Raw genomic sequence first — 20,985 nt, forward strand, 5'->3', positions numbered from 1 at the left:
CGCCTCCTTGCTCGAAGCCGTTGGTCCAAGTCTAGCAGCTGGTGCAGGGGCAGCGTTCGATGGTCGCGAGGCAACACCCCCGCACAAATTCCCACCGGGCGCCTAGGTTATCAAAGCGTAACGGATGAAAACTCTCGTCATTCGCCGGCTATCATGTTGAAACACGAGCCGACTACGAGTCGAGCGCCTGCGCGGCTGCAGCCGGGAAACCACGATGCACCAGAATTTGGAGTGATCTACATGGCACGCGTGTACAACTTCTCCGCCGGCCCCGCCGTACTTCCGGAGGAGGTGCTCTCTCGCGCGGGCTCTGAGATCCTCGACTACCAGGGTTCCGGCATGTCCGTCATGGAGATGAGCCACAGGTCCAAGGTCTTCCAGGGCATCATCGACAAGGCCGAGGCCGACATCCGCACCCTTATGGGTATTCCTGAGAACTACAAGGTCCTCTTCCTGCAGGGTGGTGATTCGCTGCTCTTTGCGACCACCTTCATTAACCTGGCACCGCACCGCAAGGCAGACTTCGTGATCACGGGCAACTGGGCAAAGAAGGCATACCAGGAGGCCCAAATCCTTGGCGACCCCAACGTGGTTGCAAGCTCGGCAGACAAGAACTTCACCTACATCCCCGACTGCTCGGACCTCCCCATCCGCGAGGACACCGACTACCTCTATATCTGCCAGAACAACACCATCTACGGCACGCAATACCACACCCTGCCCAACACGAAGGGCCACACGCTTGTTGCCGACCAGAGCTCGATGTTCCTCTCCGAGCCTGTTGACGTAACCAAGTTTGGGTGCATCCACGCGGGTGTCCAGAAGAACGTTGGCCCCGCTGGTGTGCAGATTGTGATTGTGCGCGAGGACCTCATCCCCGATGACCTCCCCGGCGTTCCCACGATGCTGCGCTTCAAGACGCAGGCCGACAAGGGCTCGCTCTACAACACGCCCAACTGCTGGGGCATCTACATGTGCGGCCTGGTGTTCCAGTGGCTGCTCGAGAACGGTGGCCTCGCGGCAATGCACGAGAAGAACACCGAGAAGGCCAATCTCCTCTACGACTACCTCGACGCCTCCGAGCTCTTCCACCCCACGGTGACTGACCCGGAGAGCCGCTCGCTCATGAACGTCCCCTTTGTCACGGGTGACAAGGACCTCGACGCCGAGTTTGTCGCGGAGGCGGCAAAGGCCGGACTGGTGAACCTCAAGGGTCACCGCACCGTTGGCGGCATGCGTGCCTCCATCTATAACGCCATGCCCAAGGCGGGCGTCGAGGCGCTCGTGAACTTCATGGATGGCTTCGAGCGCTCACACAAGAAGGCCTAGCCCCTCCTTAGCAGCGTTTTCCCACTCTCAACTAAACTCAAGGAGCCATCCACATGTATAAGGTTCACTGCATGAACAACATCGCCAAGGCAGGCACCGACCGCCTTGGGGCCAACTACGAGCTCACCGACGCCCTCGAGGACGCCGACGCCATCATGGTGAGGAGCGCGAGCCTCCACGAGACCCAGTTCCCCAAGGGCCTTCTCGCCATCGCACGTGCCGGTGCCGGCGTGAACAACATTCCGCTCGACCGCTGCGCTGACGAGGGCATTGTTGTCTTCAACACGCCTGGCGCCAACGCAAACGCCGTGAAGGAGCTCGTCTTTGCGGGCCTGCTCCTTGCCAGCCGCGACATCGTGGGCGGCATAGAGTGGGTGCGCGCCAACGCAGACGACCCCGACCTCGCCAAGCATGCCGAGAAGGCAAAGAAGCAGTTTGCCGGCCACGAGCTTGCCGGCAAACGCCTGGGCGTCATTGGCCTCGGCGCCATTGGTGCCGCCGTGGCCAACACGGCCACCCGCTTTGGCATGCAGGCCGTGGGCTATGACCCGTACCTCTCGGTCTCTGCTGCGTGGAACCTCGACCGTCGCATCGAGCATGCTGATGACCTCTCCCGCCTTGTCGCCGATTGCGACTACATCACCATCCACGTTCCCGCAATGGACTCCACCAAGAACATGGTGAACGCGGAGCTCATCTCCCAGATGAAGCCCGGTGCCGTTGTGCTCAACTTTGCCCGCAACACCATCGTGGACGAGCGGGCCATGGCAGCCGCCCTTGCCGAGGGCCACATCGCCCGCTACGTGACTGACTTCCCCAACCCCGTATCGGCTGACATGAAGAACGCAATCGTCCTGCCGCACCTGGGCGCCTCCACCACCGAGGCCGAGGAGAACTGCGCCGTCATGGCCGCTGAGGAGCTACGTGACTTCATCGAGAACGGTAACATTACTCACTCCGTGAACTTTGGCGCCGTTGACCTTGGTCCCATTGCCTCCGGCGAGCGTCTGGCAATCATCCACCAGAACGTGCAGGGCATGATCGGCAAGTTCTCGCAGTACTTGGCAGACAATGGCATCAACATCGAGAACATGGCAAACAAGAGCCGTGGCTCGATGGCCTATACGCTCATCGACATTGCGGGCGAGGTGCCGGCAGACGTCATCGACCGCCTCGCCCAGGCCGGGGGCGTCCGGCGCATTCGCGTGATTCGTTCAAAGTAGGGCTTTGGGTTTCGAAGGTGATAAAGTGCCCCTCTCAGACGGACCTGAGAGGGGCACTTGCTTTCCGGGCAACGACTGACAGGCAAAGTTGCCTTCGTCTACTCCATAAGTGACTGGTACTCAGCGGCCACGGCGTCGAACTCGGCGTCGTCCTCGATGGGCACGATGTCATTGGTGCCGTCATCATGCTCTACGTACCCATATAGGTAGAGTGACTCCTGGTTGTCCTCCGGTGCGAGTGCAATGTACTCCCTACCATCATATGGGAAAATCCCCAGTACGTCGCACTTTTCTGAGGTGCCGTCATCGTATTCGAGTGTTATGGTCTCGGGGTCGTCGTCGGCCCAGCCGCCTTGGTCCCCAAAGTCATAGTCATCGTCTCTCTCCAGCTCGTCAAAGTCGAGCTCGGCGTCCTCGAAGGACTCCTCGTCTTCCGCCATGGCTACTCCTTCTTTTGGGACCGGGCGTCTCCTGCGCCCATAGACTGAGTTTATCTGCATAATCGTTTCTTGAACGTGAAAGCGTCGCCTTCTCGGTGAGTAGCCCAAATTACGCCGTTTACCATGGAAAAGACAACTTTGACAAGCCGTGGGCGGTAGAAGGGAAACCATGAGCGGTATCAATGTATATGCACATTACACAAGCGAGGAAGACTACCCAGACCTCGACTACACCGGTGCCTGCGAGCGTCTTGCGCGCGCGATTTCCTGCAAGACCATAGACCATGGCGAGAAGACCGAGGGCGCGCCCTTCGAGAGGCTGCACGCGCTCGTGCGCTCCTCGTTTCCGCACATCATGGCGGCGTCCACCTTCGAGGAGGTGGGAAGGAACCTTCTCATTACCTGCCCGGGGACAGACCCCTCGCTTCCCTGTGCGCTGCTCCTGGCCCACCAGGACGTAGTTCCCGTAGTCCCCGGCACGGAGAATGACTGGCTGCACGACGCCTTCGCCGGGGAGCTCGACGAGACCTTCGTCTGGGGTAGGGGAGCGCTCGACATCAAGGACATGCTCATGGGGGAGCTTGAGGCCCTCGAGTACCTCCTCGCCCGTGGCAACCGACCGCGCCGCACCGTCATTCTCGCCTTTGGCGCCGACGAGGAGACCGCTAGCGCAGGCGCAACCAAACTTGCAGCCATCCTTGAGGCGCGCGGCGTCCGTGCCGAATGGCTGCTCGACGAAGGTACGACAACCATGTTTGCCGGCGCCCTGTGGGGTGCACCCGAGCGCGTGCTTACTGATGTGTGCATCTCGCAGAAGGGCTACCTTGACCTGCGGTTGGATGCTCACGGAGAAGGCGGGCACTCCTCCAACCCCTTTGGAGGCACCTCGCTTGAACGCCTAAGCGTGGCCATCTCGCACCTCGTGGAGTCGCGACCGGCGCCCGAGCTCACTCCCATCGTGCGCGACACTTTCCGCGCGCTTGCGCCGCACATCACAGAGGAGCAACTTCGCACGCTCGTCCAGGACGTGGACGCCAACGCCGAGAAGATAGCCTCCCTTGCCGCCGCCAGGCGCGGCCTCTATCCCTTCGTGGTAACCACGATGGCCGTCGACATGCTCGAGGGTGGGTCTGCCGCGCCAAATGTGATGCCGGGCGACGCAAGTGCGACCATCAACTTCCGCCTCCTGCCGGGAACAACGGCAGACGACGTGCTTGCCTGGGTCGAGGGCGCTCTGGATGGCACTGGCGTCACCGCAACGGCCGTTCACTACACGCCTGCAGGAAGGATGGACTCAACGAGTGGCGCAGGCTATGCAGAGGTGTCGGAGGCGCTCGAGCACTACTACCGTGACGTCGACGTGGTGCCATCCTTTGTCTGTGGTGGTACCGACGCCATTCGCTATGAGGCAGTCTGCGACTCTATTCTTCGCGTCATTCCTTTTAGGCCTACGCCAGAGGAGGAGGCAACGGGCGTCCATGGCGTAAACGAGCGCATCTCTCGCCGCACGTACGCACAGGGCATTCGCGTTCTGGTGCGTCTTCTGGAGCGGACCGTCCTCTAGGCAGGCTCATCTGCGCATGGGCCTTTGGGTCTGGTCAGGTTTTGGGGTCGGTGGCCAAAGGACGGAGTGCGCATGCTTTTGGGGTAGTATGAGGTTTTCGGGGGCACCCGCCCACGTGCGGGTCGCCGGATTGGATAGCTCCAGAAGGGCAATACTGTGGCAAGAACACTCGAGAACTTGGGTTCCCAGATCAGGAGCGCGACCGACTCGGATGCCGAGTCCGCCCAGCGGGCGGGTACCGCCACCGCGCCGGTAGGGACGCCAGAAAACCCCTCGTTCAAGATTCTCACCGTTGCTAACGTCATCACGGCATGCCGCCTTGCGCTCACGATTGCCTTTCTTGTGCTCTTTGTTCAAGGAAACAATCGCGTGCTGGCTCTTTGCTTCTATGCAATCGCGGCCGTGACGGACTTCCTGGACGGGCAGGTAGCCCGCCGAACCCAAACCGTAAGCTGGCTGGGCAAGGTCATGGACCCAATCATGGACCGCGTGCTGCTCTTCACCGGCGTCTTGGCTATCGTGCTTACCGGCGAGCTGCCCGCGTGGGTCGCGGTGCTCGTCATAGGCCGAGATTGCTACCTGGGAATTGGCGCCCTCGTCCTGCAGAAGTACCGCCGTCGTCCCGTTGACGTGGTCTACATAGGCAAGGTCACCACGGCACTTCTCATGTTTGGCTTCTGCGACCTTCTTTTGGGGGTCCCCGTAGTCCCCGGCCTGGGCGTGCTTGGCGTTGCGTGGCTCCCCGGCCTCAACGCGCAGCCTTCCGCACTCGGCATCTTCTTTGTCTACGCAGGCCTCATATGCTCGATAACCACTGCGGTCATCTATACTCGCGAGGGCATTCAGATTCGCCTCGAGGCGCTTGCCGGGCAGGAGGGGGAGAAGGGTAGGTGACCCCCCAGCGAACTTGGACCACTACAATGGTCCTTCTGGTTTTTGCGCTGCTCCTCGTGCTGCCTCACGTGGCATATGCCGATGAGGTGAGCATTCCTGACCCCGTTCTGAGCGAGGCCCAGTGCGCCATCGTCGAGGACTCGGCAGGCAACGTGCTCTACGAGAAGAACGCAGACACACAGATGCCCATGGCGTCCATCACGAAGGTCATGACTGCCATGGTGGCGCTCGACTCGGGTGTTGACCTTGACACTCCCTGTCAGATTCACGCAACGGACCTGGGCGCCGATTCCCAGACCGCGGGCTTTGTGGAGGGTGACATCCCAACGCTGCGCGAGCTTCTCCGCGTGATGCTCATCTACTCGGCAAACGACGCAGCGGAGAACATTGCAATTAACGTCGCCGGCTCGGAGGAAGCCTTTGTCGAGCTCATGAACGAGAAGGCCCAAGAGCTGGGCATGACCAACACCCACTTCATGAACCCGCATGGTCTGGACGAGGACGGGCACTACTCCACCGTCTCTGACCTTGCCCTCATGGGCAGGGTGGCCCTCTCTGAGTACCCGTTCATCGCCGGTACCGTGCACACGCGCTCGGTAACCGTGAGCGTGGACGGAACGCAGAAGACGTTCTACTCGACAGACGAGCTCCTTGGGACCTACAAGGGGATTCGCGGCATCAAGACCGGCTACGTTGCGGGCAGTGCCGCCTTCCTTGGCGCCTGCCAGCGCAATGGTGTGGAGCTCTTCACCTGCGTTCTTGGCGCACAGACCAGCTCCGGTCGCTTTACCGACACAGTGTCGCTTCTCAACTGGGCATACGCCAACTTCAAGCAGACCCCTGTGGCCAAGAGCTCGTGGATTGTGGGCGTGAGGCCCTATGCCGACAACTTCGCCATGACCTGCGAGGTTACACCCGCAGACGACGAAACCGCCATCACGTGGCCGCAGGGCGGGAGCCTCTCCTTTAGCACGACCATGCTCCAGCACAATCTCTTGGTTCAAGACGGGCAGCTCGTTGGGTCAACAACCTGGACGCAAGAGGGCAAGACGGCGGGAAGCGTCCACTACACGGGTCGCCTCACCTTGGACAACATTCCTCGCGTAAACGTGTTCACCCTGCCTCTCTATGGGTATGCCGCATAGTAGGCAATGCAAACGGTGCTCGCAGAGTGGCACCAGAAGGAGGCTCTTGTGGCAGACGAGCGTGAGCAGGGAAGCGGTCGTGCATCCCGAACGGTGCGAGGAGAACTTTACGAGGAGCACCTTGCCCTTGGTGTGAGCTTTGATCGCGCCGAGGACACCGGACTTACCTATCCTGCATCGTATGCGCGCGAGCAGCCACTAGACCTTGCGCTTGAGGGGGCGGTGGTTTCAGATCTTACCGGCGCAACGTACCGGCTGGTCTCCGGTGCACACCCGCAGGAGCTTTGCGAGGCGGCGTTCTGCGCGCGCAAGCTGCGCGTTGGCCAGTGTGCCTTCGAGCCGGCGCTTACGGGTGACGGAGCCATAACCTCGGTCGCGTTTCTCGCACGCACGGGAACGCATGAGCACGTGCTGCTCGACCCCACGCGCAGGGGGTCTGTGGTGGCAGGTTGGCTCACGTTCCTCTCGCACGTGAGCATCAACGGAAACGCGCCCTACGAGGGAACCTCTGTCGAGGAGGCAAGCGGCATGCTCGTGCCACTGCTCATCATGGGCGCCCGGGCAAACGAGCTCCTGGCAGACTACCTTCCTTCTGCGGCCCGTGCGCTTCCCGCGCGAGGCGCCGTCGAGAGCGTGACGCTTGACGGCCACATTCCCGCGCTCCTTGTGGGCATGCCGGTAGACATTGCCGGGGGCGTGCCCGCCTACGTGCTTCTTGTCCCAAAGACAGCCGCACGCGTGATGTGGCGAAGCCTCCTCTCGTTTACCTGGGTCGAGCCTGTGGGCCGCACCGCCGTTTTGGGCACCTGGTCGCAACTCCCCTGGGCGCAGAGGCTCGACTCCACAGACGTGGTGGAGATAGCGGAGCAGGACCTGCGCGCGTGGGGGCTTCTGCGCCGTGGGAATGACTTTGTCGGCGCACGCGGAATCCTTGAAGGGTAGGGAGGTCAGATGAAGTACGCGATCAACGCGGCCCAGGCGCCAGATGCCTACGGCTCCTGCTCGCAGGGCACGACAGCTGGAAGGTTTGTCTACACATCGGGCCAGCTCCCCGTGGGACCAGACGGCAAGACCATCGTAGGCGCCTCCGTCGCAACGCAGACGTCGCGCGTTATCGACATCATCGAGGCCATTCTCGCTGAGGTGGGCTGTTCGCTCTCGGATGTTGCGCAGACCACCGTCTACCTGTCCCGCATCGAGGATTTTGAGGCGATGGACAAGGTCTTTGCACAGCGCTTTCCGCAGCCCGCGCCCTCGCGCTCGGTGGTTGCGGTGTCTGTCCTTCCTCTTGGTGCGCTTGTCGAGATGGACTGCGTGGCCTGCAGGTAAGCGGTATCATGAGAGAGTAAGGTTTACTCGAGGGGAGATTCGATGCAGCCCACCAACAACCACTCCACCGACATGGGGGCAACGGAGATTTTCCGTATGCCCTCTGCAGACGCCACCGTCCCCGACCTCATGGCCGAGGAGAAGCCAGCACATCCTACTCTGACAATCGTCAAGGGTCCCCAGATTGGCGAGACGTTCGAGCTTGACGCACCCATCATCACCCTTGGGCGCGACCCGCGCAACAGCGTCTTCCTGAATGACATGACGGTCTCTCGCCACCACGCGAAGATGGACCTCTCCGCCTGCCCGCAGGGGAGGGCCACGGTCGAGGACCTTGGCTCGCTCAACGGCACTTGGGTCGACGGCGCAATCGTGAGCAAGGCATCCCTCAAGGACGGCTCCACCATCCAGATCGGCACGTTCCGCATGGTGTTCCACACCAACGCACGTCCGCGCAGGATCGACGCCGAGGGCTAGGCCATGCCTGACGCCGGATACCTCACCATCGGCAAGGTCGTAAAACGGCTTCAAGGCCTTTACCCCGACCTCACCATATCGAAGGTCCGTTACCTCGAGGACGAGGGGCTTCTCAATCCCTCTCGCACTCCCGGGGGATACCGCCTCTACTCGCAGCGTGATATCAAGCGGCTGGAAACCATCCTCTACCTGCAGAAGAATAGGTTCCTGCCACTCTCTGTCATCAAGGACGAGCTTGACCGCCAAGACGCCGGGGAGCCGCCCGCAGCTGCCGCAGAATCTGCAGTCGAGGCCTCACTCGTAGGCCCCGTGGACGAAGAGGTTGTCGAGAAGTTCCACCCCATTGATCGCATGCCAGAGGTTGCTGGCGTCTCCGTGAGTTTCGTGCGACAGCTTTCCGAGGCAGGCGTCATCACGCTCAAGCGATCCCCCCATGGCCGCGACCTTGTTGACGGCCATGACATCGGCCTCATCCGTACCTGCGACGAGCTGCGGCACTATGGGATTGGCCCCAAGAACCTTCGCCAGTACGTGAACTCGGCTAACCGCGAGTCAGCCATGTTCGAGCAGGCGTTGGTTGTTTACGCCAAGAAGGGCGGCGGCGTGGAGGCCGAGGTCACAGACGAGACGCGTGAGCGCTTTGAACAGGCCTTCTCGCGCATGCTCGCACTGACGGACGTGGTGCGCGCCGAGCTCATCCGCAGGCTTGTTCATCAGTCATTCAAGGACATGGAGGGCTAGCCCACGGGCCCCTCCCTGCCATAGCCAGAACAATAACGAGGAAAGGACTGCACGTGTCTGATTTCGACTACGAGAGCCGCATCGTGAGCATCCCCGACTATCCGGAGAAGGGGGTCATCTTCAAGGACATCACGCCGCTGTTTGCTGATCCCGATGGCCTCGTGCACCTCGTTGATGACATTGCCGACCACTTCCTCGGCCGAGGCATCACCAAGGTCGTTGGGGCAGAGGCCCGCGGCTTCCTCGTTGGCGCTCCCGTTGCCTACAAGCTTGGCGCGGGCTTTGTCCCGGCGCGCAAGCCCGGAAAGCTTCCCCGCGAGGTCTACTCTCAGTCCTACTCGCTCGAGTACGGAACCGACGAGCTGCAGATTCACAAGGACGCCCTCAGCCCAGATGACGTGGTCCTTATCGTCGACGATCTTGTCGCGACCGGCGGTACGGCGGCAGCGACCGCAAAGCTTGTCGAGCAGTCTGGGGCTCGCATCGAGGGCTTCTCGTTCATTCTCGAGCTCACGTTCTTGAATCCCCGCGACGTAATTGCCAAGGAATACCCCGATCGCGAGGTCTACACGCTCATTCCCGTCAAGTAGGATAGCCTCACATAATGGCAAGATCCTTGGCCGCCTCCTCCATGGGGGCGGCCAAGTTGCATTAGAGCCTTCTGCCTATCGTATGGAAAGCCGTGCCCTTTACTGGCGCCTGGCGTAGAATGTTCATCAAGCGTCGAAAGGACTACGCAATGACCCACGCAAGATGCATCATCACTGCCGGATTGGTTCTTGCCCTCGCCACGCCCTGCGCGCTCACCGTTGCGCCTACTGTTGCCATGGCAAGCCCCGAGGATGATCTTTCTGCCGCCTCTGCAAAGCTTGACTCGCTGGGCTCTACGCTCTCCTCCCTGCAGGACCAGCTTTCCTCTGCCACCTCAGAGCTCGAGCAGACCACCTATAGCATCGCAGACACCGAGCAGCAGATCTCCGACACCCAGACCCAGCTGGACGAGAAGCGCCAGGAGCTGGGCACCCGCATGAAGAGCTCGTACAAGTCGGGTTCCTCGAGCGCACTCGACCTCATCCTCTCTTCTGCCTCCTTCGAGGAGCTTTCGTCCAACATCTACTATCTCGACAAGGTTTCCGAGGCCGATGCCGCTGCCATTTCTGAGGTGCAGTCGCTCTCCAACCAGCTCGAGCAGCAGAAGAGCGACCTCGAACAGCAGCAGGCAGATCAACAGGCTCAGGTTGACAGCCTCCAGTCGCAGACGTCTGACTACCAGAACCAGGTAGCCGAGGCGCAGGCCTACTATGACTCCCTCAACGAGGAGGTCCAGGCACAGCTTGCCGCAGAGGCAGCCGCAGCCGCAGATTCCCAGGAGTCCAATTCGGTTACCACCGTTGTCCAGGCCATCCAGACGCAGGAGACCATCGCCTCCAACGGTGGTGGCACAACCGGGACAGCGGCCGCGGACAACTCCACTACCAGCAACACCGCGAGCAGCACAAGCAATAGCTCAAGCACCAGTAGCTCCAGCTCAAGCTCAAGCAGCCACTCGAGCTCTAGCAGTAGCTCCAGTACCTCCAACACCTCCAACGTGCCTTCTGGTGGCGGCGTGTCTGCGGCACTTGCACTTGTTGGCCACCCCTATGTCTACGGTGCCTCCGGCCCCAACGCGTTCGACTGCTCCGGTCTTGTCTGCTATGTCTATGGCTATGCACGCGATCGCACCACCTATTCCATGATCAATTCCATCAAGGCAAGCGGCGGCTGGAAGACCAGCATCGACCAACTCTCCTATGGTGACCTCGTCTTTGAGTACGGTGGTAGCCATGTGGGCCTCTATCTTGGCAACGGCCAGATTGTCCACGCAGCCAACCCGTCCTCGGGCGTGATAGTTGGTCCCATTTACGGCTTCTATGGTGGCGGTTCCTACTAGTTCCACCTGCACGTTATTGGCATATTTGCGCGCCCCTGCGTTTGCAGGGGCGCGTTTTTGTCTGTGCGGGCGACAAGCATCTCGGGCATTGGAGTAAGCTGATTGATGCTTACTTTGGAATAATTGCATGGAGAGTGGTGGTTTGTGCATGACTGAGCGCGCGGTGCGCAAGCTCTCGGTGGGGCGTCGGCTCTCTCGGAGGTTTCAGGTCAACCTGGTAGGGGAGGGTGCTCTTGCCGGTCTTCTCGGCGGCGGTGTTGTGACACTCTATCGCCTTGCCCTGTCCCTTGCCGAGAAGGGTCTGCGCGCCATTACGGGCGCTTTCGCCGGTCACGCAATCCTCGTCGCCGCTTGGTTTGCCATTCTCGCCGTACTGCTCCTGGTGGTCTCGAAGCTTCTGCTGTGGGAGCCCTACACGCAGGGGAGCGGCATCCCCCAAGTAGATGCCGAGGTAATTGGACGCATTGACATGCCCTGGCATCGTGTCATTGCGGCGAAGTTCGCCGAGGGTACGCTATGCGCCTTTGCCGGCCTATCCCTTGGACGAGAGGGACCATCCGTCCAGCTTGGAGGGATGTCTGGCAAGGCGGTCGCCCGAGCTCTCAAGCGTGGGAGGGGAGAGGAGCGGCTGCTTGTTACCTGCGGGGCAGCCGCCGGCATGTCCGCGGCGTTCCATGCGCCGCTCACGGGCGTCCTCTTTGCAGTCGAGGAGATTCACAAGCAGTTTGGCGCCGCGCTCATTGTCTCGGTCATGACAGCCTCGGTTGTCTCGGATTTTCTCGTCTCACAGGTGCTGGGAGTGCGACCGGTTCTCAGCCTCTCCTTTGCGGCCGACCTACCTCACGTCGACTACGCGCTCGTCGTGGTTCTTGGCATTGCCTGCGGCATCCTTGGTGCCCTCCACAACAGCGGCATGTTCTTTGCCCAGCGCTGCTACGACAAGATTCAGCGTCACCTACCGTATGCGCGCCTTGCTATCCCGTTTGCTCTTGCCGGATTAGTTGCTTTCACGTTTCCCCAGCTCATGTGTGGCGGCGATGCCATAGTAGAGACCATCCAGCAGACAGGTGGCCTCACCTGGTGGGCCATTATGGGGCTTCTCCTTGGCAAGTACCTCTTCACGACCATCTGCTTCGCATCTGGGGCACCAGGGGGCACGCTCTTTCCGTTGGTAGCCATGGGGTCTCTCGTCGGCGGCCTCTTTGGCGTCATCGCCATCAACGGCCTGGGGCTTCCTCAAGCCTATGTCGTGAACTTTGTGGCACTGGGAGTGGCAGGCTGCTTCTCTGGAGTCGTGAGGGCTCCTGTGACTGCCGTGGTGCTCGTCTTTGAGCTTACGGGCTCTCTTGACTCGCTGCTCTCCGTCTCCATAGTCGCAATTCTTGCATACGTCACGGCAAACGTCCTGCGTGTCGACCCGTTCTACGAACATCTGCTCGCCAAGCTTCTGGGAGTGACGCCCGACGACCCCATGGTTAATGGCGAGGCTGGCGAGAAAATCCTGCATACCTACGCGGTAGGCACAGGTGCACGCATCGAGAACATGCTCATCAAAGACATTCCCTGGCCAGACAACGTACGCGTGGTGACAGTCGAACGCGCCGGGCAAGAGATTGTCCCCACCGGAAGCACGCGAATCATGGCGTTGGACAGTCTGCTCGTCATCATGGATACCGATACGGAGAGCGACGCAAGTCTCAAGCTTCAACAGATGACACGCGCAAGCATCGACACGCAGTGGACGCCGTCAAATACACGGTAAGGGATATTTGACCAATTTCGACGTTATTTTATGAGAGGGGAGAGCTCTATATGGGCTGGGCACACCAAGCCCTGTACGTACCGTCATCTGTAGTGAGCTCCGAGAACCAAACGCCGATTGAGTCGCCAACGCTATAGTCAGCGAGGTATTCGCGCATGGTCCACGCCGAAAGGTCAAACGAGCACATGGAGCCAGCCACAAGCCCAAGATCTTGCGCGTTGGACGAAGTAGAGTCAACTAGCAGCGTTACCACGCCATCCTCGGCATCAAGCGAGTCAATGGTTCCTTCGCAGGAATACACGGCCGACGAAGACAGGTCCCTCGCGTTGGCGAGCATTGGGTCGCGCGCAGATGGAGAGTCCAAGTCTTTAACCTCGAAGCAGTATCCATCTCGCGCACCTTCTACACCAACTGAGTTGTGGAAGTAGCCTATGGTTATCCTATGGCCAAGGTCAGAGTCGTAGAGCTCATCGTTGTTCCGAAAAACAAAGCGAATAGGATCCTCTGAGAAAGGCGCGTCACTACCCATAGCTTCAGGATGGATAGACAAAGCATGTTCCGCAGGCTCTACAGAGACGACGGTTCCGGTGACATAGTCTAGGTGAGCATTGTTCGAAGCGTTAGAAGGTCTCTTGGAGACTGCGAGCAGAGCAATGATAGCGCCAGCGATGCAGCAAAACCCAATTGCAAGCATAAGCACTATTGAACGTCTCTGCTTTGCAACCATGCTCCAGCCTCCTTCTAAGTGGGGGACATTAGCTGTAAGTGTTGCACATTCGGAGTATTCTCGCTACTTTACATAAGATATATTATCGCGGTTAGATGCAGGGGAGTCCAATGTCATGCGCGGCGCGTCCCAAGCGGCTTCAATGCCACGTGGGACGCGCCACAGACAAGCATTCAGACCCAAAGGGTCATCGGTGATTAGCCCTCCACAGGCCTGCCAAGGTACGCGGCCGCACTGTTTGCCGCAATAGCACCATCAGCTGCGGCGGTCACAATCTGGCGCAGCGGAGTCCTGCGAACGTCTCCTGCGGCAAAGAGCCCCTGAGTCCTTGTCGCCATTCGCCCGTCTGTCTTCACGTAGCCGGCAGGGTCAAGCTCGGCAAGGCCTTCGACAAGCTTGCTCGCGGGAACACGACCCACGAACACGAACACACCAAAAGACCCCTCGTCATAGGTCTCGACCGTTGTTTCGCCTGTCTCGTTGTTTCTGAAGGTGATGGTGCTGGGAAGCTCCCCGCCTTCCAACGACACAATACTCGTAAGGTACCTTACGGTCACCTTCTCATTCTCTTCAAGTTCGCGAGCAACGGCAGCCTGGGCACGCAGGTGATCCTTGCGAACAATCAAAATAACCTCGTTTGCAAAGCGTGTGAGAAACAGGGCCTCCTCGGCAGCGGAGTTCCCGCCACCCACAACGTAGACGCGCTTGCCCCGGTAGAACATGCCGTCGCAAGTAGCACAGTACGATACGCCATGAGAGGCGAACTTTTCCTCACCTTTAAAGCCAGCGCGACGTGGCGTGGCTCCACCAGCGAGAATGACGGACTTGGCGAGAAGCTCACCATCTGGTGTGGCAAGCGTGAATAGCCCGCTCTTGTCATCGTGCGCGATGCTTGTGACCTGTTCCATGCGCACCTCGGCCCCAAGGTCCGTTGCCTGGGAACGCATGGCCTCCGAGAGCGTATAGCCATCTGTGTGCGGGAGCCCCGGATAGTTGTCAATCTCGCTAGTCAAGATGGTCTGGCCGCCAAAGGCCTCCTGCTCTAGGGTAACCGCATCCAGGAGCGACCGCTGGGCATAGATTGATGCCGTAAGTCCGGCGGGACCGCCTCCAACGATGATAAGGTCTTTAACCTGCTTGTTAGTGCTTTCCATGTGTATCCAATCCGGCAAGGCGTGCGGAGCGTATAAGACTCCCCTGGCCAACAGTAGTCCTTTGCTCTCCCCTGCTATACCCAACCTGACGGATATCATATACGACTATCTCGCTTACATATGCGTATCCCCACGGGAATCTCGCACAGAGTCCGTGGGGATACGTGCCAGCTCAAGCGACACGATGCGCTATTTAATTGTGTCTAGTCTAAATTGTGTCTAGTCCTGTGAAGCAGTAGAACTCCCCTGGGCTGACTCTGGTTCTGCGGCCTTCTCCTCAGGTGGCATGGGCAGCACGAGGTTCATGATGATGCCCACCAGCGTTGAGGTGGCCATACCAGGCAGTGCATACTGCCCAATAGGAATCGAGATTCCGGATGTCTCCATGCCAACCCCCAGGATGATGACCACGGAGGCAATCATCAGGTTGCGGTTGACGCCAAAGTCAACCTTGTTGGTAACGAACATCCTAAGGCCGTTAGAAGCGATGAGACCAAAAAGCAGGAGGCTCACACCGCCCATGACAGGAGACGGAATGGAGCGGATGAGCGCAGAAAGCTTGGGGCAGAAGCCACCAACAATCAGCGCGAAACCCGCTGCGTACCAGAAGACCTGCGTAGAGTAGACACGGGTGACGCTCATGACGCCGATATTCTCGGCATACGTAGTGGTAGGAGGCCCTCCAAGGAAGCCCGAGATCACCGTCGAGATGCCGTCGCCGGCAAGAGAGCGCGGAAGCATGGGGCGATAGTCCTTGCCAACAATCTCGCCAACCGCCAGGAGGTGACCGATGTGCTCAATCACCACGACAAGCGCGACAGGCCCAATGAGCGCGATGGCGCCCCAGTCCCACACGGGATGCTGAAACGTGGGAAGCCCTATCCAGGCGGCGTCAATAACTGGCTGAAAGTCGACGAGCCCGCAGGCCAAAGAGACAATGTAGCCAAGAATGATTGCGAGAAGCACAGGAACGGTACCGATCAGGCCGCCCATGCTCGAGAAGATGACTGCCGCGAACAAGGTGATTGCGGCAATGGCGGCACCAAGCCCATAGAACACGCTTGTCCCGTCTGCGGCCGTTGTCTGGAAGGCCATCTTGGCAGCTGTCGCAGAGAGGCCGACGCCAATGACGACCATAACAGAGGCAACGAGGACTGGTGGCAACAGCCGGTCGAGCCATCCCGTACCCACAAGCTTGATGATTCCCGCAACGGCTAGGAACACGAGGCCAGCAACAACGACACCGGAAAGTGCCGCATTGAGGCCACGTGTGGCGCCGATAATCACGATGGGGCTGATAAAGGCAAACGAGCTACCGAGGTAGCTGGGAATCTTGTTCCTTGTGACTAGGAGATAGCAAATAGTTCCGATACCCGAGCACATGATGGCCACGTTTGGGTCGAGGCCTGTGAGGACAGGAACAAGGACGGTAGAGCCAAACATGCTCATCATATGCTGGATGCCCAGCGGAATGGCGCGCGATACAGAAACCCTGTCATCGACGCCGATTATCTCTCGTTCATGTCTTTGCATGCGATAGACCACGCTCCTTCTCTTGACACCTCGATAGTCTGGCGAAGAATCGGCCGGACGCTTCAAGGCTTGTTGGCGAACTTACGACTGGCTTTGAATTGGGGACCCGAAGAAATGCCTTCGGGTCCCCAGTAGGTTTCATTGCCTAGCGTCCATACACTGTGCTGCCCTTGGCGACAAGCCTAGGAAAGCAGGAAATAGACGACAAAGGCTGCGGTAGCAACCCACATGAGAGGCTTAATCTTCTTAATGTTACCGGTTACCAGCGCAACGATGACGTAGGCGATAAAGCCCATGCCAATGCCGTTGGAAATCGAGTACGTAAAGGGGATGCCCGCGATGACCATGAAAGCAGGGAAGCCTTCCAGGAGGTTAGTCCAGTCGATGTCGACCACATCAGTCATCATGAGGAATCCCACTATGACCAGGGCTCCACAGGTGGCGGCACTGCTTACGATCGAAATGACTGGCGCGAAGAATGCCGCGATTATGAAGAGGATGCCGGTGAAGACAGAGGAAAGGCCCGTGCGGCCACCGTCGGCAGCGCCAGAAGCAGACTCTACGAAGGTCGTAATGGAGGAGGCACCCACAAGGCCGCCAACGGCAGCGGCCGCAGAGTCTGCAATAAGGATCTCGCGGATGTTCTCGACAGTTCCGTCCTCATTCAGGAACTCGCCCTGCTTTGCAACGGCCATAGCAGTACCCATGGTGTCAAAGAAGTCAGACATCATGAGGGAGAACGCAAACACAAGAAGTATTGGCGTGGTGAGGACCTTGACAACGGCTACGGTACCCGTGGAGTCCGCCATGAAGGGAGCGCCAAAGGACGAGAAGTCAAGGGCAGAGACAACACCCGAGGGCATCTGCGTGACGCCAAGGGGAATGCCGCAAAGAACAGCAATGACGATGCCAATGAGTATGGAACCCTTGACATTCATCGAGTAGAGAATGACCGTAGCGACAATAGAGATAAGGCCAACAAGAAACGTGGGGCTTGTGACGTCACCAAACGAAACCATGGTGGACTCGTTGGCAACAATGATGCCGCCGTCAGCTAGGCCAATCATCGCAATGAAAAGGCCAAGGCCAACGGAGATGGCGTGACGCAGCGAGACGGGGATGGCATCCATGATTGCCTCGCGGAGGCCACAGAGAACCAGGATGAGAATCGCGCAGCCCTCAACGAAGATGACCGCCATGGAGACTTGCCAGTCCGCTCCATTAAGTGCGGCAAGGGTAAACGCGACCACGGCATTGATGCCCATGCCAGAGGCGCAGGCAAGGGGCCTGTTGGAAAAGAGGCCCATGAAGATGGTCATAATGCCGGCGCCAACGCAGGTCGAGGTGACCGCAGCGTTCATAGGAACGCCAGCCGCAACGAGCAGCGAGGGGTTTACGGCGATGATGTAGGCCATGGCGAGGAAGGTAGTAAGTCCAGCTCGAAGCTCCTGCCCCGTGGATGACCCTCTCTCCCCCATCTTGAAATACTTCTCCACTTGCCCATCCTTTCTTCCCGAACAGCAAGGCCTATGTCACAAGCTGCAATATGCATGCAGCAGCAACAAAGCAAATAGCGAGGTGAAGCTAGACTCCGCTTGAGCCAAAACCGCCGGCACCACGATCGGTCTCATCGAGCTCGTCTACCTCCTGAAGGGAGACCACAGGGACTCGTTTAATTACGAGCTGCGCAATCCTCTCACCACGCTCGATGTGAATGCTCCTGGATGGGTCGAGATTGATAGCGCAAACCTTGAGCTCGCCCCGATAATGAGCGTCTATGAGACCAGGCGTATTAGCCATGGACAGCCCCTCACGCAGAGCAAGACCGCTTCTGGGCTGAACAAATCCCGCATATCCCTCGGGGATGGCAATGGCGAGACCAGTACCAACGAGCCTGCGCTCAAAAGGTGCGAGCGTAGCGTCCTCGTTGGAGCGCAAATCGAGACCGGCATCACCCTCATACGCATAGGTTGGGAGCTCAACTGTTGGGTCAAGCCGCTTGATGGGAAGTGTGAGCTTGGTTTCTATCATTTGTTGAGACTCCTCAGCTCCTCGCTGAACTCATCAACGTCCTTGAAGTCCCTATAAACCGAGGCAAAGCGTATGTAGGCAACCTTGTCGACGTTAACCAACCGCTTGAGCACCATGCTTCCAAGGTCATGGGAAGAGACCTCGTTCATGCCTTCATCCCGCAGCTCTGACTCTATGTCATCGATGAGGCCGTCAAGTGCCTCGACAGGCACGCTACGCTTAACGGTGGCCGCCAGCAGTCCACGCATGAGCTTCTGACGATCAAACGTCTCTTTGCGACCGTCTTTCTTAACCACAAGGAGGGGCATCTCCTCGCGACGCTCGTACGTCGTGAACCGATAGCCGCATTTGACGCACTCACGTCGACGGCGAATGGCGTCGTTGCTCTCCGATGGCCTGGAGTCGACAACCTTGGACTCCTCGCACCCGCATTTTGGACAGCGCATCAAACCTCCTAAAGGACTCCATTAGGAACTTAACACAAAGCGTCCAAAATACCATCACAAAGACGCCTATAAATTCAAACTGGAAATGGAGCCAATGATATGAGCCACTTGATGCCGCCATCGCGAAGCAAGACGAAGGGGCTTGTCCTGCTAGCGTGACGCAGGGACAAGAAGGATCTGCCCAGGCTGGAGGTTGGATGTGGTAAGAGAGTTCTTCGCGGTTATCCACTGCGCAAGCTCCGCCGTACTGTAACCATCCACCTGATGCTGAGAGGCAAGCCCCCAGACGGAATCGCCGGACTCAACCACAACCTCTTGAGCCGGAAGGGAAGAAAGGGCCGAGTTCACACGAGCCTCAATGGATGCGTTGCTCGCAAGGAGTGCCCCAAAGAGCCCCGCGGCAACTAGGAGCGTGCAGACTATCACGGTAACGATGTCCAAGCGAGAAGTTACCTGAGGCTGCTGCTCTTTTCCGTGGCCTCGCCGAGCAACCCTGGAATTCATCTTCTCCGCTCCTCCCTCAAGAAGCGTGAGCGAAGAATAGGAAGGGACGAGAGCCGAAGAACCCTCGGTGCCATACATGCGATTAGCGTAAGTCATTGTGTGCTCCCCTCTTGTGTGCTTATCGGGAACCGTTATAGCTGCCGCACGGGACAGAAATTAGAGTCTTGCGCGAGGGACCGAACATCTGTACTCTAGTATCAACGTACATTTGTTCGTGTCAAGACTCATTCGAACATTTGTTTGCAAAGTTTCGAGGGCAAGGGTACTATTGACCCAACGAGAGGAGACGCCATGTCAAAGGGAAAGCTCAGCAAGCGCCAGAGGGCCATCTATGACTTCATCTGCTCGTACACTGATGAGCACGGCTATCCTCCCTCGGTAAGGGAGATAGGTGCCGCAGTGGGGCTTGCCTCGCCCTCGACGGTCCACATGCACCTAAAGGTGCTTGAGGAGATGGGGCTCATCAGCAGAGACCCCAAGAAGCCCCGCACGATTGAAGTGGTCCCCGACAAGCAGGTTTCGGAGGACGGTAGTGCCCAGGAGAAGCTTGTCGCCGTGCAGGAGGATGTCGACAAGAACTCAATCACCCTGCCCCTCGTAGGCCGCGTGGCTGCAGGTGTCCCCATTCTCGCCGAGCAGAACGTCGAGGAGACACTCACCCTCCCCACGAGCATCGTGGGTGACTCCAGTTCATTTATCCTTCGTGTTCGGGGCGAGTCAATGATCAACGCCGGGATATTCGATGGCGACTACATCGTGGTGAAAGAGCAGCATGACGCTCACGACGGAGAAATCGTCGTTGCGCTCATTGATGACTCCGCAACGGTCAAGACCTTCTATCGCGAGAAAGACCGCATTCGTCTCCAGCCAGAGAACGATCACATGAGTCCCATCTACGCTGATAATCCAGTCATTCTTGGCCGCGTCACCGCACTCATCCGCAGCCTTTCCTAGCCATGACGGATCAATCCTGCGCCAACAGCACCCAAGGCTCGGCCACAGCAGAGAGCAACGTTGCTCATAACAACAGAATTGGCATCTTCGACGCGGTAAGGGGATTCTCCGTCATCTCGATGGTGTTCTTTCATCTCTGCTATGACCTGAGGTTTCTTGCGGGTGTCAGCCTGCCCTGGTTTGCCCCTCCCCTGCAAGATATCTGGAGAGCAAGTATCTCGTGGACATTTCTGTTCATAGCGGGATGCATGTGCGCTCTCTCGAGAAACAATCTCAAGCGAGGGCTCTCATACGCTGCCGTTGCCCTTGCCATCTATGTCGTCACGGTTCTTGCTGCAGTCGATACCCCGATATCGTTTGGCATCATCTACTGCATGTCTGCATGCACGTTGGTGGCCTGGGCCCTCGGTAAGGCCAAGTGTCATCCCAAGGGACCAATTGCGGCGACCGTTCTTCTCATCTGTTTCCTGCTAGCGCTGGGGATACCCTCAGGTACGATTGGGATTGGTTCCTTCTCGGTTGCTCTCCCCCAAGCCATCTACAGAATTCCGGGTCTTGCATGGTTGGGAATTCCAGGACCGGGATTCTCTTCTGGAGACTACTATCCCCTTGTTCCCTTTGTTCTCATGTACCTTGTGGGAACTTCAATGGGCGCTTGGTTCAAGGAACGCGGGTATCCCAATTGGGCAATCCGTACCAAGTTTGCACCCCTAAACTTTGTTGGTCGCCATGCGCTCTTTGTTTATGTGGTGCACCAGCCCATTCTGCTCCTGCTCACTGGAGTGGCGTAGGGATATATGCG

Annotated in this window: 22 protein-coding genes; 14 read left to right on the plus strand and 8 right to left on the minus strand. The window is 58.8% G+C overall.

The window, feature by feature from the left end; genetic code table 11:
* The first annotated feature begins 240 nt into the window (after positions 1–240).
* Both serC and NVS32_RS08445 read left to right on the plus strand, forming a co-directional pair.
* A complete protein-coding gene (gene serC / locus NVS32_RS08440; RefSeq protein ID WP_258499416.1) occupies positions 241–1,329 on the plus strand; it encodes a 3-phosphoserine/phosphohydroxythreonine transaminase in 1,089 nt (362 codons plus the stop codon).
* A gap of 53 nt (positions 1,330–1,382) precedes the next feature.
* A complete protein-coding gene (locus tag NVS32_RS08445) occupies positions 1,383–2,552 on the plus strand; it encodes a phosphoglycerate dehydrogenase (protein ID WP_258499417.1) in 1,170 nt (389 codons plus the stop codon).
* A gap of 98 nt (positions 2,553–2,650) precedes the next feature.
* Here the strand turns inward: NVS32_RS08445 and NVS32_RS08450 are convergent, their stop codons facing one another.
* Positions 2,651–2,992, minus strand: coding sequence for a DUF1292 domain-containing protein (locus NVS32_RS08450; RefSeq protein ID WP_258499418.1), 342 nt, complete (start codon positions 2,990–2,992; stop codon positions 2,651–2,653).
* 169 nt (positions 2,993–3,161) lie between these two features.
* Here NVS32_RS08450 and NVS32_RS08455 point away from each other — a divergent pair, with 169 nt between their 5' ends.
* From NVS32_RS08455 to NVS32_RS08500, 10 genes are all read left to right on the plus strand, one after another.
* Positions 3,162–4,556 (plus strand): M20/M25/M40 family metallo-hydrolase, encoded by a 1,395-nt coding sequence (locus NVS32_RS08455; protein WP_258499419.1) that lies wholly within the window; start codon positions 3,162–3,164, stop codon positions 4,554–4,556.
* Between the two features lie 156 nt (positions 4,557–4,712).
* Positions 4,713–5,450 carry a CDP-alcohol phosphatidyltransferase family protein gene (locus tag NVS32_RS08460; protein WP_258499420.1) on the plus strand — a complete coding sequence of 246 codons (738 nt, stop codon included), beginning with the start codon at positions 4,713–4,715 and terminating at the stop codon, positions 5,448–5,450.
* Positions 5,451–5,476: 26 nt separating this feature from the next.
* The gene (locus NVS32_RS08465) at positions 5,477–6,595 is read left to right on the plus strand and encodes a D-alanyl-D-alanine carboxypeptidase family protein (protein ID WP_258499421.1); all 1,119 of its coding nucleotides are present in this window, start codon (positions 5,477–5,479) and stop codon (positions 6,593–6,595) included.
* Positions 6,596–6,643: 48 nt separating this feature from the next.
* Positions 6,644–7,537, plus strand: a complete 894-nt coding sequence (locus NVS32_RS08470; protein ID WP_258499422.1) for a hypothetical protein — start codon at positions 6,644–6,646, stop codon at positions 7,535–7,537.
* A gap of 9 nt (positions 7,538–7,546) precedes the next feature.
* Positions 7,547–7,924, plus strand: coding sequence for a Rid family detoxifying hydrolase (locus NVS32_RS08475; RefSeq protein ID WP_258499423.1), 378 nt, complete (start codon positions 7,547–7,549; stop codon positions 7,922–7,924).
* Positions 7,925–7,966: 42 nt separating this feature from the next.
* A complete protein-coding gene (locus NVS32_RS08480) occupies positions 7,967–8,401 on the plus strand; it encodes an FHA domain-containing protein (protein WP_258499424.1) in 435 nt (144 codons plus the stop codon).
* 3 nt (positions 8,402–8,404) lie between these two features.
* Positions 8,405–9,142 carry a transcriptional regulator FtsR gene (gene ftsR / locus NVS32_RS08485; protein WP_258499425.1) on the plus strand — a complete coding sequence of 246 codons (738 nt, stop codon included), beginning with the start codon at positions 8,405–8,407 and terminating at the stop codon, positions 9,140–9,142.
* Between the two features lie 53 nt (positions 9,143–9,195).
* Positions 9,196–9,732 (plus strand): adenine phosphoribosyltransferase, encoded by a 537-nt coding sequence (locus tag NVS32_RS08490; protein ID WP_072354660.1) that lies wholly within the window; start codon positions 9,196–9,198, stop codon positions 9,730–9,732.
* Positions 9,733–9,881: 149 nt separating this feature from the next.
* Entirely contained in the window at positions 9,882–11,072 is a 1,191-nt protein-coding gene (locus NVS32_RS08495; RefSeq protein ID WP_258499426.1) for a C40 family peptidase, read from the plus strand.
* Positions 11,073–11,220: 148 nt separating this feature from the next.
* The gene (locus NVS32_RS08500) at positions 11,221–12,834 is read left to right on the plus strand and encodes a ClC family H(+)/Cl(-) exchange transporter (protein WP_258499427.1); all 1,614 of its coding nucleotides are present in this window, start codon (positions 11,221–11,223) and stop codon (positions 12,832–12,834) included.
* A 46-nt stretch (positions 12,835–12,880) separates the two neighbouring features.
* Here NVS32_RS08500 and NVS32_RS08505 read toward each other — a convergent pair whose 3' ends face one another.
* From NVS32_RS08505 to NVS32_RS08535, 7 genes are all read right to left on the minus strand, one after another.
* Positions 12,881–13,561, minus strand: a complete 681-nt coding sequence (locus NVS32_RS08505; protein ID WP_258499428.1) for a hypothetical protein — start codon at positions 13,559–13,561, stop codon at positions 12,881–12,883.
* A 197-nt stretch (positions 13,562–13,758) separates the two neighbouring features.
* Positions 13,759–14,715 (minus strand): NAD(P)/FAD-dependent oxidoreductase, encoded by a 957-nt coding sequence (locus tag NVS32_RS08510; RefSeq protein ID WP_258499429.1) that lies wholly within the window; start codon positions 14,713–14,715, stop codon positions 13,759–13,761.
* Positions 14,716–14,934: 219 nt separating this feature from the next.
* Positions 14,935–16,248: a uracil-xanthine permease family protein gene (locus NVS32_RS08515; protein ID WP_258499430.1), complete on the minus strand. Its 1,314-nt coding sequence runs from the start codon at positions 16,246–16,248 to the stop codon at positions 14,935–14,937.
* A gap of 182 nt (positions 16,249–16,430) precedes the next feature.
* Positions 16,431–17,744 carry an NCS2 family permease gene (locus NVS32_RS08520; protein ID WP_258499431.1) on the minus strand — a complete coding sequence of 438 codons (1,314 nt, stop codon included), beginning with the start codon at positions 17,742–17,744 and terminating at the stop codon, positions 16,431–16,433.
* A gap of 88 nt (positions 17,745–17,832) precedes the next feature.
* A complete protein-coding gene (dut, locus tag NVS32_RS08525; protein WP_258499432.1) occupies positions 17,833–18,279 on the minus strand; it encodes a dUTP diphosphatase in 447 nt (148 codons plus the stop codon).
* Entirely contained in the window at positions 18,276–18,725 is a 450-nt protein-coding gene (nrdR, locus tag NVS32_RS08530) for a transcriptional regulator NrdR (protein WP_258499433.1), read from the minus strand. Before nrdR ends, dut begins: the two co-directional genes overlap by 4 nt.
* Positions 18,726–18,875: 150 nt before the next feature.
* Entirely contained in the window at positions 18,876–19,229 is a 354-nt protein-coding gene (locus NVS32_RS08535) for a LysM peptidoglycan-binding domain-containing protein (protein ID WP_258499434.1), read from the minus strand.
* A gap of 291 nt (positions 19,230–19,520) precedes the next feature.
* Here NVS32_RS08535 and lexA point away from each other — a divergent pair, with 291 nt between their 5' ends.
* Together lexA and NVS32_RS08545 are read left to right on the plus strand one after the other, a co-directional pair.
* Positions 19,521–20,183 (plus strand): transcriptional repressor LexA, encoded by a 663-nt coding sequence (lexA, locus tag NVS32_RS08540; protein WP_258499435.1) that lies wholly within the window; start codon positions 19,521–19,523, stop codon positions 20,181–20,183.
* A 2-nt stretch (positions 20,184–20,185) separates the two neighbouring features.
* Positions 20,186–20,974 carry a heparan-alpha-glucosaminide N-acetyltransferase gene (locus NVS32_RS08545; protein ID WP_258499436.1) on the plus strand — a complete coding sequence of 263 codons (789 nt, stop codon included), beginning with the start codon at positions 20,186–20,188 and terminating at the stop codon, positions 20,972–20,974.
* Positions 20,975–20,985: the final 11 nt, after the last annotated feature.

Source organism: Tractidigestivibacter montrealensis (assembly GCF_024741235.1).
Lineage (GTDB): Bacteria > Actinomycetota > Coriobacteriia > Coriobacteriales > Atopobiaceae > Tractidigestivibacter > Tractidigestivibacter montrealensis.

Coding starts and splice junctions, on each gene's coding strand:
- serC (WP_258499416.1), top strand. CDS start 241: ATGGCACGCGTGTACAACTTCTCCGCCGGCCCCGCCGTACTTCCGGAG.
- NVS32_RS08445 (WP_258499417.1), top strand. CDS start 1,383: ATGTATAAGGTTCACTGCATGAACAACATCGCCAAGGCAGGCACCGAC.
- NVS32_RS08450 (WP_258499418.1), bottom strand. CDS start 2,992: ATGGCGGAAGACGAGGAGTCCTTCGAGGACGCCGAGCTCGACTTTGAC.
- NVS32_RS08455 (WP_258499419.1), top strand. CDS start 3,162: ATGAGCGGTATCAATGTATATGCACATTACACAAGCGAGGAAGACTAC.
- NVS32_RS08465 (WP_258499421.1), top strand. CDS start 5,477: ATGGTCCTTCTGGTTTTTGCGCTGCTCCTCGTGCTGCCTCACGTGGCA.
- NVS32_RS08475 (WP_258499423.1), top strand. CDS start 7,547: ATGAAGTACGCGATCAACGCGGCCCAGGCGCCAGATGCCTACGGCTCC.
- NVS32_RS08480 (WP_258499424.1), top strand. CDS start 7,967: ATGCAGCCCACCAACAACCACTCCACCGACATGGGGGCAACGGAGATT.
- ftsR (WP_258499425.1), top strand. CDS start 8,405: ATGCCTGACGCCGGATACCTCACCATCGGCAAGGTCGTAAAACGGCTT.
- NVS32_RS08495 (WP_258499426.1), top strand. CDS start 9,882: ATGACCCACGCAAGATGCATCATCACTGCCGGATTGGTTCTTGCCCTC.
- NVS32_RS08500 (WP_258499427.1), top strand. CDS start 11,221: ATGACTGAGCGCGCGGTGCGCAAGCTCTCGGTGGGGCGTCGGCTCTCT.
- NVS32_RS08505 (WP_258499428.1), bottom strand. CDS start 13,561: ATGGTTGCAAAGCAGAGACGTTCAATAGTGCTTATGCTTGCAATTGGG.
- NVS32_RS08510 (WP_258499429.1), bottom strand. CDS start 14,715: ATGGAAAGCACTAACAAGCAGGTTAAAGACCTTATCATCGTTGGAGGC.
- NVS32_RS08515 (WP_258499430.1), bottom strand. CDS start 16,248: ATGCAAAGACATGAACGAGAGATAATCGGCGTCGATGACAGGGTTTCT.
- dut (WP_258499432.1), bottom strand. CDS start 18,279: ATGATAGAAACCAAGCTCACACTTCCCATCAAGCGGCTTGACCCAACA.
- nrdR (WP_258499433.1), bottom strand. CDS start 18,725: ATGCGCTGTCCAAAATGCGGGTGCGAGGAGTCCAAGGTTGTCGACTCC.
- NVS32_RS08535 (WP_258499434.1), bottom strand. CDS start 19,229: ATGAATTCCAGGGTTGCTCGGCGAGGCCACGGAAAAGAGCAGCAGCCT.
- lexA (WP_258499435.1), top strand. CDS start 19,521: ATGTCAAAGGGAAAGCTCAGCAAGCGCCAGAGGGCCATCTATGACTTC.
- NVS32_RS08545 (WP_258499436.1), top strand. CDS start 20,186: ATGACGGATCAATCCTGCGCCAACAGCACCCAAGGCTCGGCCACAGCA.